We start from the raw sequence: 13,259 nt of genomic DNA on the forward strand, positions 1-13,259 counted from the left end.
TCGACCGCGTGCAGTCAATTTGGCATTCTTATGGCTGTTCACCCTGTCCTCGGCTCGGTTTACTGTTGTCTGTCAACTCCAGCTTTACCGGCTTGAGGCAGGGTGAACAACCTATTGGAACATTACACCTAGCGCTGGAGAATAGGGAAAAATTAAAACAAAAAACGCCGGCTGGCACTGCATGCCGAAGGCCTTGGGAAAAAGCGCTCGCTGGCCTTTAGCCGCGTACGCCATGGGCAGGGGTAAAGGTTGGGGCTTGCTTCGCGGGCACCCACCTTATTTTGCATCACGCGCTTCGTGCCGCGGCCGTTTTGGGGCGCTGGCCGAGGCCGTTTCACGAGATAGACTCGGATAAGGCTTTTCAGTGGCTCGGGACGTGTAGCCGAATCAACCGACTTACCCGAAGAGTCGGATGCTCCGGCCCGCATCCAGGGCAAAAGTTTTTATGCCGCCGCAGGGGGAAGTTGCCATGATGTTGCATGATATAGAAATGCTCATTGCCTCGGCCATCAACAGAGCTACCGGGACATACCTCACACCCACATTCGGGGAGCTGAATAAGCCATACTTCTCTGGAAACTACTATAGCTACCGCAGCTTTGGCAGCGCCGGTTATTATGTCAGCGTTCAAACGTGGAACGGCAGTAATGGGGTTGTGATGAGCGGCGATCCCATAACCGTCGGGTATGCTCGAAACGATCTTGGCGGGGGAAGCGGCAACGACGTCATATATTCTGATTATGGCAATTATATGACGGCATCTGGAGGTAAAGGCAATGATACTATTATCGGCAGAGAAGAGCTTGACGCCAGCGGCGGGGACGGCAATGATTTTATAGTCGGCGGCATGAGCATCAACGCCGATTCCAGGGGAAACTATCTCTACTCCTGGCACAGCCTTTTGGCGAACGCGGCTCAAGTGAGCAATGAAGACCTGCATAAATGTTTTTTTTTACGCCAAAACTGACAATACGCTGTACGGAGGTAACGGCGACGATACGCTCATTGCGTTGGGGGACGGCAATAATCTCATGTACGGCGACGAGATGGACGGCGGAACCGGCAATGACTTAATGATTGCGGGAAATGGCCAGAATACCATGTATGGCGGCGAAGGAAGTGATTTTATAGTCGCTGGCGACGGTAATAATAGTATTCGTGGCGGCACTGGGAAAGATACGATTTATGCCGGCAGCGGCAATGATATTGTCTTTGGTGAAAACGGCGACGACTATATTGAAGTTGTGGGCGGTGAAAATTCAATCAGCGGCGGGTCTGGAAATGATACAATATATGCGGAAGGCACAAAATCTAAAATATACGGCGACGATGGCAATGACCTGATTACAGCCGTTGTTGAACACAGCACAATACTAGGTGGAGTCGGCGACGACTCGATCCATATCGAAGGATCAAGCAATAGTATTACTGATTTGATCGGCAATAATGTCTTTCAAATAGTCGGTAGTAAGGATTCGATTGAAAGTGGTGCCGGAAATGATGCTATTTCTGTTGAGGGAGACGATAACGAAATCGAAAGTGGCGATAATGATGATGTAATTCAGGTTATCGGAGATACTAATAAAATTAATTCCGGGGATGGAAACGATGTACTTATTGTGAAGGGCATCAATAATAGCGTTTCCGGCGGTGAAGGAAACGACATTATTTATATTGCCAATGATGTCAATTCCATTGACGGCGGGAATGGGTTCGACATCATCAGCTACAGCCAAAAGGACAGCGGCGTAACGCTTTCCGCCGCATTTTGGCAAGGCTATACGAATGTGGAAGGCGTCATTGGCACAGCCCACGCCGATCAGATCACCGGAACCGACGGGGATGACTATATTGAAGGGGGCGGGGGCCAGGATACGCTTGACGGCGGCGTCGGGTACGACACCCTGGGCTTTGCCGGAGCGAGCCAGGGCGTGGACGCCAATCTGCAAACCGGCGTCGCTCGCCTGGCGGACAATTCTTCTCTGGGCCAGTTTTCAAACTTTGAAGGCATACAGGGCGGCGCCTTCAATGATACATTAGCGGGCGACGCCGGCGACAATCGCATCGACGGCGGCGCGGGCGACGATTTCATCGCCGGCGGCGCGGGCAACGATACGCTCAGCGGCGACGTGGGCCAGAATACCCTGGATGGCGGCGACGGCTTTGACTTTGCCGATTACAGCGCCTCCAACGACGCGATCAACGTCAACTTCGCCACCGGAGAAATTTCGGGCGGGCATGCCGACAATGACTCTCTTGTGTCCATCGAGGGCGTCATCGGCTCCGCGTACGACGATACGCTCGCCGCCGGTCTTCAGGCCGTGCATTTTATCGGCGGCGCGGGCGACGATCTGCTCATCAGCGGCATGGGCGCGGATACGCTGGAAGGCGGCGCGGGCGTGGACGCGGTGTCCTATGCGGGTTCCGGCTCCGCGGTTTCCGTCGATCTGACCCGGGGAGGCCAAGGCGGCTCCGCGGAAGGCGACGTCTATTCCGGCATAGAAGGGGTTATCGGTTCCGCTTACAATGATACGCTCACAGGCGACAGCGGGGACAACATTCTTGCCGGTGGTGACGGCGACGATTCCATCTTCGGAGGAAGTGGCAATGATACGCTCGTCGGAGGAGCGGGAAGGGATACCCTGGACGGCGGCGAAGGCACGAACGCGCTGTCGTACGCGGGCTCCGATGCGGCGGTATGGGTGGATCTGGGAGCCAATGCCTGTCATGGGGGCCATGCGGAAGGCGATGTGATCCGAAATTTTGAGCGTGTCATCGGCTCCGACTTCGATGACACGCTGACGGGGAGCAATACTGTCGCCACGACATTGGACGGAGGAGCGGGCAACGACCTGTTCCGCGCCTCCCAAGCCGCCACTTCGCATCTCGGCGGCTCCGGCGTGGACACGGTTTCTTATGCACAGTCGGATGCCGGGGTACGGGTCGACCTCACGGCCGGCGTCGGGGAAGGAGGCTGGGCCCAGGGCGATGCGTACGACAACATGGAAGCGGTAGTCGGCTCACAGCATAGCGACACGATCACAGGAAACGCCTCCGATAACTCTCTCGATGGCGGTGACGGCGACGACAGCATCATAGGCGTCGCAGGCAACAATACACTGCGCGGCGGCGCAGGCGACGATACCTTGAGAAGCGGCAGCGGCGCCGACGTTATTGACGGAGGTGATGGCGCCGACGTTGTTGACTATTCCGGTACTAAAGGCGCAGTGACCGTGGATTTGCGCATGCAAAGCGTCTCCGGCGGATACGGTGCGTCTGACACGCTGGTTTCCATTGAAGGGGTTATCGGCGGAACCGGCAATGACATCTTGCATGGCGTCAACGGCGCTTCGTACCTTGATGGGGGAGGGGGGAACGATACCCTCTATTCCCACGGCTCTAGCTCCACGCTTCTGGGTGGCGACGGCAACGACTTCATCTCCGTCACGGGCGAGGGCAATGTCATCGACGGAGGCGAAGGCCCGGATACGCTCAGCTATGCCGAGGCAACGTCAGGCCGCGTCATTGATTTGCAGGGGGGAGGCACACAATCTGTCGTGCCGAATTCCGATACCATTTTGAACATAGAATATGTTCTCGGTTCTGATTTTGGTGACACCATACGCGGCAATTCCAGCGGCAATGACACTCTCTACTGCGGCGACGGCAACGACTCCATCATCGCTTCCGCCGCGGCAAATAAAATAGACGGCGGTCAGGGCACGGACACGGTCGATTATTCCCTGTCGGATGCCGGCGTGACCATCAGCTTGAGTTCCGGGCGCGGCTCGGGAGGTTTTGCCGAAGGCGATACCCTGAGCGACATTGAGGTGTTGATTGGCTCTCAATATGGAGATTCGCTGGGTGGCTACGCGAAATCCGAGACCATTTTCGCTGGCGCGGGCAATGACACTATTCGCGGCAGCGCCGGCGCGGATTATATTGACGGCGGCACGGGTGAAGACTTGGTAAGTTACATCGCTTCCACTTCCGCCGTGAACGTCAACTTGAGCACCGGAACGGGATGGTACGGTGACGCGCAGGGCGACACTCTTGTTTCCATAGAGCATATCATCGGAACATACTATAATGATACGCTTGTCGGCAATGCCGACGCCAATGGGCTTGTTGGTGGAGTGGGAAATGACAGTCTGGCCGGAGGCGATGGCGACGACATCCTTGAGGGCGGCGCGGGCGCGGACACGCTGGACGGCGGGGAAGGCACGGACATCGCCGACTACAGCCGTTCAACAGCGGGCGTCACCATCAATCTGAGCACCGGAACGGGAAGGGGTGGTGACGCGCAGGGCGACCGTCTCATCTCCATCGAAGGAATCATTGGTTCGGACTACAATGACAGTTTTATAGCCGGGTTGAGCGCGGCATCCTTTGCCGGCGGGCTCGGGGTCGACACGCTTTCCTATGCCCTTTCCGACTCGGGCGTGCGCGTGGATCTTGAGGCCGGCACGGGCAGTGGCGGCTACGCCGAAGGAGATACGCTGAGCGGCATTGAACAACTCATCGGTTCGGCGTTTAACGACACCTTACTTGGTTCGGTAGCCGACGAACTCTTTGACGGCGGCGACGGCGCGGACAGCATAGACGGCCGGGGCGGCGCAGATACGGTATCCTACGCGGGCGCTACGGGCGCGGTGAATGTGGATCTGCTCAGCGGCATCGGCCGTGGCAATATCGCCGAGGGCGATCGGTTGAGCAACATTGAGGCTGTGACAGGCTCCCGGTACAATGACACTCTCGCAGCTTCCGACGCCGGCTCGACCCTTATGGGCGGTGGGGGCAATAACCTCTACATAGCCGGAGCCGGAGCGGACGAGATCAATGATTCCTCCGGGGTGGACACTGTCGACTACTCCCGTTCCACGTCGGCCGTAAATGTCAACCTGGCCACAAATACGAGCCAGGGCGGTTTCGCCGAGGGCGACAGGTTCCTCAACATGGAAGCGGTGACCGGTTCCAATTACAATGATACGTTGGCCGGGGGTTCCGGGACTACCCTTTCCGGTGGCGCGGGTGACGACCTGCTTATCCAGACCGGGCTTGGAGCGATGAAGTTTGACGGCGGCGATGGCGTTGACACCGTGGACTTCTCGGCCTTGGGCAAGGTCTATGTCAATGTTGGCGCGGGCACGGCCCAGGTGTGGGGAACTGGCTCCGCCAAGTATACAGACGCGCTCAATTCCGTTGAATGCATGATCGGCACGGCCGGCATCGACACCGTCGACTTCAACTCGTCTGCGACGGGCGTGGATATTGATCTGGGTGGCGGTCAGCTGCGCAATTTCGAGGTGGTGTACGGCTCCACCCACGATGACACGATCATCGGCAGCGCCGCCAATGAGCAAATCCTCGGCAGCCTGGGGGCCGACTTCCTGAACGGCGGCGCGGGCACGGATACTTTGAGTTACGCGAGCTCAACCACCGGGGTGACCGTCAACCTGGCCACCGGCACAGGCTTGGGCGGCTTTGCCGAGGGTGACACCATCAATGGCTTTGAACATGTTATCGGCAGCAGCTATGGCGATCTTCTTATCAGTGGCGCGGCGGCGGAAACTCTGGATGGAGCCGGCGGCAAGGACACGGTTGACTACAGCGCTTCCACGTCGGCCGTAAATATCAACCTGGCCACAAATACGAGCCAGGGCGGTTTCGCCGAGGGCGACAGGTTCCTCAACATGGAAGCGGTGACCGGTTCCAATTATAATGATACGTTGGCCGGGGGTTCCGGGACTACCCTTTCCGGTGGCGCGGGTGACGACCTGCTTATCCAGACCGGGCTTGGAGCGATGAAGTTTGATGGCGGCGATGGCGTTGACACCGTGGACTTCTCGGCCTTGGGCAAGGTCTATGTCAATGTTGGCGCGGGCACGGCCCAGGTGTGGGGAACTGGCTCCGCCAAGTATACAGACGCGCTCAATTCCGTTGAATGCATGATCGGCACGGCCGGCATCGACACCGTCGACTTCAACTCGTCTGCGACGGGCGTGGATATTGATCTGGGTGGCGGTCAGCTGCGCAATTTCGAGGTGGTGTACGGCTCCACCCACGATGACACGATCATCGGCAGCGCCGCCAATGAGCAAATCCTCGGCAGCCTGGGGGCCGACTTCCTGAACGGCGGCGCGGGCACGGATACTTTGAGTTACGCGAGCTCAACCACCGGGGTGACCGTCAACCTGGCCACCGGCACAGGCTCGGGCGGCTTTGCCGAGGGTGACACCATCAACGGCTTTGAACATGTTATCGGCAGCCAGTACAACGACACGCTGGCAGGCGGCGCGAGTTCGGAAACCTTGGAAGGAGGCAACGGCAACGATTTGTTCATGGGCAGCGCCGGAGCGGACGACCTGAATGGCGGCAACGGCATCGACACAGTCGACTACAGCGCTTCCACCGAGGCCGTAAATGTCAACCTGGCCACAAATACAAACCATGGCGGTTTTGCCGAAGGCGACACCCTGTATTACATTGAAGCGGTGACCGGCTCGGCCTACAATGATACCCTGACGGGCGGCGGGGCCGTGATGCTTTCCGGCGGCGCGGGTGATGACATGGTGGTCAGAGCGGCCGGGGTCGGGGCCAGCCTGAGCGGTGGCGAAGGCCAGGATACGCTTGACTACTCGGCGTTCTCAAGCAGAGTCAGCCTCAATCTCTCCATCGGCACGGCTTACGTTTATTACAGCAACACGTCGAACCAATATTATCTAGACACCATCAGTTCTTTTGAGGGCGTGATCGGCACCTCCGGCAATGACACCATCACCGGCAGCACGGGCGATGACGTGATCAACGCCAGAGCCGGCAACGATATTCTCAACGGCGGGGCTGGCAACGACACGCTCATCGGCGGTGTGGGCTATGACACGCTTACCGGCGGCGCGGGACAGGACGTCTTCGCCTTTATGGGTACCAACCCAGGTAACGACGTCATTACGGACTTCAATGCTGCCGAGGGCGATGTTCTGGCAATTCAGACGCAGAACGGCATCATTTCCATGGGCTATATTGATAACGCAAGCCTGGGCACCGGCAGTTTCACGGACAACAACGTCCTTGTCTTTGAAAACGGGAGCAACACCTATGTCTATGCCGATATGAACGGCGACGGCAACTACACCGCCTCCACAGACTTGGCAGTCACGCTGGCAGGCGTGCAGGAGATTACAGTTGATAATATTCTCTATTATAGCGGGTTATAACTTGTAATACGGTATTTCGAACGCTAATTCACAAGGGCTGCGTCAACGATGGCGCAGCCCTTATCTTAGATAGTGTCTACACGAATTCAAGTTAACACCGTTAACCATATCGCTATACAGCGGATTTGTACGGCAGCCTTAGCAGATGCGGCTCCAATAAGGCCCATGCTGCATCTGAGATTGCATGGCGGCGTTGAGGATTCATCATAAGCACATCCTTTAGACGCTATCTAGGTTCAGGACTCATTAATTGTCAAAAAGTTTGTAAAAGAGTACTCATAGTGTGCCAAGAGGTGAGCTATGAGTACTCTCTTTTATCTTTCCCGTGCCCAGCTTGATCGGATCAAGCCATATTTTCCTTTGTCCCATGGCATTCCGCGTGTTGACGATTTGCGGATACTCAGTGGAATCATTTACGTCATAAAACATGGACTTCAGTGGAAAGACGCACCTCGCGAGTACGGGCCACATAAAACCTTGTATAACAGGTTCATACGCTGGAGCAGACTTGGCGTTTTCAACAAAATATTTATGGAGCTTGTTGAAAAACAAGGGGATACAGAGTGGCTAATGATTGATGCCACCCACCTTAAAGCCCATCGTACGGCAGCAAGCTTGCTTAAAAAAGGGCTCTTTCCCGCTGTATCGGACGCACAAAAGGCGGACTGAACTCCAAACTTCACGCTGTTTGCAATGGCGAGGGCAAGCCAATCCTCCTTTTGTTGTCTCCCGGCCAGACAAGTGACTACAAGGGAACTGCGCAATTGTTGAGCGCCTTCCCCAAGGCCAAGGAACTCCTTGCTGACCGAGGATATGATGCCGATTGGTTCCGCAATGCCTTGCTCGAAAGAGGCATCACGCCTTGCATCCCTTCCCGGAAAACCCGAAAAGTAGCTATTGCCTACGACAAAGATCTGTATAAACAACGCCACAAAATTGAAAACATGTTTGGTAGAATCAAAGACTGACGACGTATTGCAATGCGCTATGATCGATGTGCCCACACATTTTTCTCGGCTATATGCATCGCAGCCGTTGTTATCTTCTATCTCAATTAATGAGTCCTGAGCCTAAGTAAAGAGGAAATTATGGGGTATCATTCTGAAGTGAGCCTGGCCCTGTGCCTGTTGACCATCCGGCGCACGCTTCGTATTCTTCCGCAAAGGAGGTCGCCATGTCGCTGACCTGGGAAGAACTCGTCAAAACAGCCATGGAGAATCAGCATCTCATCCTTGAGCAGGAGCTGAAAAAAGGCGTGCCGCTGAACTACCTTGACGACAAGGGGCAGTACGTCTTGCGCTATCCTGACGGGCATATGGAAACAGCCAGCCTGCCGGAAATCCGGCAAGCGGGATGATGCATGTCCAAGCTGCTGTGCATCTGCGGCCCCAACGGCGCGGGCAAAAGCACGTTCTCCCGCGCTCTGGTCATACGGGAAAACCTCTTGGTCATTGACCCGGACAAACTTGCCGCGGAAGGGCTTTCGCCCATCGCCGCCGGAAAAGCCGCCGCCCGTATGGCCCGCCTGTTTCTCAGGAGGGCGTTTCTTTTGCGCGCGAATCCACGCTGACGTCATATTTTGACTTCGTCCTGATGGATGAAGCCAGACAGCACGGGTATGAAGTGGAGCTTGTCTATATACGCCTGACGTCCTCCGCGCTGGCTTTGGAGCGTGTTGCCTGTGGCCCGTGGCGGGCATGACGTTCCGCCTCAGGATGTGATACGGCGCTTTTCACGAAGCCTCGAAAACCTGCCCAAGGCTGTAAACTTGGCCGACAGGGTAACGATTCTGGACAATTCCTCCGGAAAATACACCAAATCCGAATAAGTTACGCACATACCATGTGAAGAGCCCGGTTCCCCTTGAGGAGCCGGGCTCTTCACATTTGGGAGATCATTATGACCACGCTGATCAATGAATTGAAATCTCTTCAGCCCGCCGAGCTGGACGCCGGCCAGGTCTTCAGCGGCAAGCCCTCCGGCACTCTGGTCAAAGGCTATGCCCAGCCCTCGGCCTACACTCCGGCCATTGACCCTTCCTATATTTTCCACGAGTCCAGCCGGGACGTGATCGTCTGGCTTCTCGGTCCGCAGGAACCGCTCTACGTCTTCGGCCCCACAGGCTGCGGCAAGACCTCCTGTATCAAGCAACTGGCGGCCCGGATTAATTATCCCGTTTTTGAAGTGACCGGCCACGGCGGACAAAAATTTGCGTTCAAGGGCGATCCTGTCGGTCAGGCCGTACAGGGAATAATCTCCGGTCCGCAATGCGCCTCCCTCCACTACGGCTTCGGCATAGCGCGATGCGGCGAAGGCATAGGGCGCTTGTTCGCGGCTGCCCTGGAAAATTCGCATTAGACGGAGCGTGATTCCCCATAAAAGCAAAATCCGCCAAGGTGTTGCGAACCTCGGCGGACTTTGGCGGAACGTGTGTTGGTGGGCCCACCAGGACTTGAACCTGGGACCTGCCGGTTATGAGCCGGAGGCTCTACCAACTGAGCTATAGGCCCAAGAGCTTTCATATAGCCGGAAGCGGGCGCGCCGGTCAAGACGATCCGGCCTGATCCGGAGAACTCCAAAAAACCGGACGGTCAGGTCGCCGCTTCCCGGCCGCGCCTTACATGGCGTGGCCGGTTTCCAGCAGTGAGATCTGCTCGTCCATGGCTTTTTTCAGCGGCGCGGGCAGGCCCATGATTTCCACATTGAGGAAGCCGCGCACGATGGTGGAGGCCGCTTCATCCTCGTCCAGGCCGCGCGCCATGAGGTATTCGATTTCCTCCTGGGCGATCTTGCCCACAGCGGCCTCGTGCGAAAGCTCCACCCCGTCCTGATTGCTGTTCAGCTCCGGGATGGCGTGGATGCGCCCGCCGCCCATGATCAGGCCTTTGCACTCCAGATGCCCTTTGGCCGGGGCCGCCGCCGCGCCGATGTAGCCCCGGTTGATCACCGTGCCGCCCGTGGTCAGCACGCGCGAGATGACTTCGCCGCGCGTGTCCGGGGCGTTGAGTTCAATGCGGTTGCCGCAATCCACGTACGATCCCGAGGGGGCCACGATGACCGAATTGAAGCGGGCCACCGCGCCGGAACCGGCCAGCTCCATGAGCGGATACATCTGCAGGTCGCCCACGGGCTTGAGCAGGATGTAATTGTTCTGGAACACGCCTCCGGCTTCCACCCGTCCGGCGGAGCGCGGCCGCACCGTGGTGCTCTCGCCCCAGTTGTGGATCATGGTGAAGGTCAGCTTGCCGCCCTTTTCCACATAGTATTCGGTGATGCCCAGATGGGCGGAGTCGCGCGCCTCGTGCGCCGTGGCGCAACCGCCCAGAATGTGCAGTTCCGCGCCTTCCTCCACCACCACGATATTGTGGATGCTCTGGCCTGCGCCGTGCCCCTTGATGAACATACAGGACTGCACGGGCTCGCTCAGTTTGACGCCCTTGCGCGCCCGCACGAAATAGCCTCCGTTCAGGTGCTCGTGCGCCATGCGGGTAAAGTCGTCCTTGTCCGGATCGAGCAGTTGCCAGTAATATTGCGGCAGGCCGTCATATTTTTTGAGGGCCGCGCGGATGTCCATGAGATCCAGGCCTTCCTGGCGGGTTTCGCAGTGCACGCCCGCGTGGTTGAGCTGCATGAACGCGCCGCTGACCTGGCGGTCGTTGACGTCAATGCCTGCCAGCACCAGACGTTCGCGGTCCTCGGCGGGCAGGCGGGTCAGGTCGTCGATGGGCGCGGCGTTTTCGCCGCCGCTGAAGGAAAAGCGGGAAAGATCCACAGTGCTCATAGCAGGGGCGCCTCCGCGATTTTGCCGTACATGTCCCCGGCCAGGCAGCGCAGGCATTCCTGGTAGCCGTGGTTGGCGATGTGATCGAGAATTTCGCGCGGCCGGGCCTCACAGCAGAGTTTGCCGTGGTACATGACCTGGCCCCGGTGCGCGTTGACATATTCCAGAATGTGGCCGGTGTGGGTGATGATCAGCCCGCTGGTGGAGCGCCGTCGCTCCCGCTCGCGCAGGGTGGCGCTGCACGCGCTGGGCACGCCGTCCAGCAATTGGCGCACGGTTTTGCCCACCAGAGCCATGTTTTCCAGGTCCACGCCGGATTCCGGCTCGTCGAAGAGCAGGAGGTCCGGCCGCTGGGCCATGAGCTGCAGGAGTTCCGAGCGCTTGATCTCGCCGCCGGAGAAACCCGCGTTGACGTCGCGGTCCAGAAACTGGTCGAAGTGCACCGTGCGGGCCATGGCCGGAATATCCATCTCCCGTCCCCGGCCGCAAAGCTCCACCAGTTTGCCCGTGGGCAGGCCGTGGATGGTGGGCGGGCGCTGGAAGGACATGCCGATGCCCAGGCGGGCCCGCTCGTGCATGGGCGCGTGGGTGATGTCCTTGCCTTTGAAAATGATTTGCCCCTGGGTGACTTCGTAGCCGGAAACGCCCATCAGGGTCATCAGCAGGGTGGTTTTGCCCGAGCCGTTGGGCCCGAAAAGAATGAAAGTCTCGCCGGAGTTGATGCTCAGGTCGATGCCCTTGAGCACCGGCGTGCCCTGAACCGAGACGTGCAGATCATGGATTTCAAGCATCGCTGTCCCCGTTTTCTCCAAGGTATTCCAGCACGTCGTAGTGCACATGGTCCAGAATGTGGGTCAACTGGGAGATGCACTCGTCGCCCACGGCCCGGCCCAGCAGATTGACGATGAAGGCCGCGCGCTTGGCGTTGACCAGGGCCGCGTAGCCCGGGTCCGTGCTGTAGGGAATGGCCCGGACAGCCTCGCTGAAGGCCGTCAGTTCCTCTTCGGTGACGTTTTTGATGGGCTGAGGCTCATTGTCGAGAAAGACCACGCCTTCCCGCAGCTCCAGCATGACCGCTTTGCCGTGCATATAGGCGATGCACACTTCCATATGGTACCCCTTGTAATGGCAATCCAGTCATGATTGCAAACTTGACCCGCGCTGTCCAGTCCGGCGCGGCGGAGCCGACGCATCCGCGCCCCGGCGACGGCGCGGGAAGGGCGGTTCGTTTGCCGTCATTTTTCGCGCAGCACGCCCAGTTTGCGCATTTGGGCCGCGAAGGCCTCCTGGGCCTCCTCACGCTTGTCGCCCGGAATGAAGCCGAGGGGGATAGTGATTTTTTCGCGGCCGTCAGGCTTGTTAAGGTAAATGCAGGCCTTGTTGCGCCGCATTTCAGCCTCAAGGATTTCCGCATAGGGGATGCTCACAGGGACGGACCACACGCCGGGCACGCATTCCAGGCGATCCTTGTACAGGGCGTAAACATGCATGTCCTGGCGGCGGCTGCCTCTGATCATGACGGCGATGCCCAGTCCGGCCATAAAGAAGGCCGAACCTGAGCCGCCTCCGATGGAGAGAAGATAGAAACCCAGGACCGTTCCAAGTGACAGCATAAGAAAACCCAGCAGGCGTTCGTCCGTGAATTTGTAGGCGGTCAGCGGCGTTTCAGCGGGCAGCGCGGACGTTGCAGGCGTCTTTTCCGAGGGCGCGGACGGCGTCGCAGGCGCGGAGGATCCCGTTTCCCGGCCGTTCGTTATCGGCTCGGCTGAGGGCGTGGACCCGGCGGGTTCTGTTTCTCCGGCTTGATGTATCCGGCCGAGCGGGGCCGCGGGCGCGGGCGTTTTCGGCGTGCCGCGCGCATAGCCCGCGAAGCGGATATCGTCTCTGCCTTGGAGGCAGCCGATCATGCAGACCAGCCCGATAGGCACAAAAAAGACGCTGCCCGCGGCTCCGACGATGCCTCCCACGGGATTGCCCCGGATCAGCATGATCACACCCGTCAGGGACGTCAGAAAAGCGAGCAGCATAACGGCCGCGAAGCCCTTGGTGAACAGGCTCCACCCATACTCCCCGCTCAGACTGAAGATGCCCGCGATCATGACCAGCAGATTGAGGATCAGGCCTGTCCAGATCTTTCCCATGACCTTTTTCATACGAAGAACTCCCCCTTTATTGCCGACGACGCGGCGTCACCGGAAAAGAGCGGCCGTCATGCCCCATCAGACAGACAGCCCAACGAAACCCCCAGGCTGTTATATACC

9 protein-coding genes, 1 tRNA gene and 1 pseudogene are annotated in these 13,259 nt (G+C 58.2%); 6 read left to right on the forward strand and 5 right to left on the reverse strand.

Annotated features, from left to right (window positions below; genetic code table 11):
* Positions 1-469 precede the first annotated feature (469 nt).
* The 6 genes and pseudogenes from FYJ44_RS09970 (at position 470) to FYJ44_RS09995 (ending at position 9,575) form a co-directional block, all read left to right on the forward strand.
* Positions 470-967 carry a hypothetical protein gene (locus tag FYJ44_RS09970; RefSeq protein WP_154511685.1) on the forward strand — a complete coding sequence of 166 codons (498 nt, stop codon included), beginning with the start codon at positions 470-472 and terminating at the stop codon, positions 965-967.
* A complete protein-coding gene (locus FYJ44_RS09975) occupies positions 927-7,217 on the forward strand; it encodes a calcium-binding protein (RefSeq protein ID WP_154511687.1) in 6,291 nt (2,096 codons plus the stop codon). The genes FYJ44_RS09970 and FYJ44_RS09975 overlap by 41 nt, the downstream gene beginning before the upstream one ends.
* A 300-nt stretch (positions 7,218-7,517) precedes the next feature.
* Positions 7,518-8,275: pseudogene (locus FYJ44_RS09980) on the forward strand (IS5 family transposase).
* Between the two features lie 116 nt (positions 8,276-8,391).
* A complete protein-coding gene (locus FYJ44_RS09985; RefSeq protein ID WP_154511689.1) occupies positions 8,392-8,574 on the forward strand; it encodes a hypothetical protein in 183 nt (60 codons plus the stop codon).
* A 3-nt stretch (positions 8,575-8,577) separates the two neighbouring features.
* A complete protein-coding gene (locus tag FYJ44_RS14730) occupies positions 8,578-8,787 on the forward strand; it encodes a hypothetical protein (protein ID WP_229772652.1) in 210 nt (69 codons plus the stop codon).
* A gap of 329 nt (positions 8,788-9,116) precedes the next feature.
* Entirely contained in the window at positions 9,117-9,575 is a 459-nt protein-coding gene (locus FYJ44_RS09995) for an AAA family ATPase (RefSeq protein ID WP_154511691.1), read from the forward strand.
* A gap of 76 nt (positions 9,576-9,651) precedes the next feature.
* Here the strand turns inward: FYJ44_RS09995 and FYJ44_RS10000 are convergent.
* The 5 genes from FYJ44_RS10000 to FYJ44_RS10020 form a co-directional block, all read right to left on the reverse strand.
* Positions 9,652-9,727: transfer RNA gene (locus FYJ44_RS10000), tRNA-Ile, on the reverse strand.
* 107 nt (positions 9,728-9,834) lie between these two features.
* The gene (locus FYJ44_RS10005; protein WP_154511693.1) at positions 9,835-10,998 is read right to left on the reverse strand and encodes a SufB/SufD family protein; all 1,164 of its coding nucleotides are present in this window, start codon (positions 10,996-10,998) and stop codon (positions 9,835-9,837) included.
* Positions 10,995-11,789 carry an ABC transporter ATP-binding protein gene (locus tag FYJ44_RS10010; RefSeq protein ID WP_154511695.1) on the reverse strand — a complete coding sequence of 265 codons (795 nt, stop codon included), beginning with the start codon at positions 11,787-11,789 and terminating at the stop codon, positions 10,995-10,997. The genes FYJ44_RS10005 and FYJ44_RS10010 overlap by 4 nt, the downstream gene beginning before the upstream one ends.
* A complete protein-coding gene (locus tag FYJ44_RS10015) occupies positions 11,782-12,108 on the reverse strand; it encodes a hypothetical protein (protein ID WP_154511697.1) in 327 nt (108 codons plus the stop codon). The genes FYJ44_RS10010 and FYJ44_RS10015 overlap by 8 nt, the downstream gene beginning before the upstream one ends.
* Before the next feature lie 125 nt (positions 12,109-12,233).
* On the reverse strand, positions 12,234-13,151 hold the full coding sequence (locus FYJ44_RS10020; RefSeq protein WP_154511698.1) for a hypothetical protein: 918 nt from the start codon (positions 13,149-13,151) through the stop codon (positions 12,234-12,236).
* Positions 13,152-13,259: the final 108 nt, after the last annotated feature.

It is taken from the genome of Desulfovibrio porci (assembly GCF_009696265.1).
GTDB lineage: Bacteria > Desulfobacterota > Desulfovibrionia > Desulfovibrionales > Desulfovibrionaceae > Desulfovibrio > Desulfovibrio porci.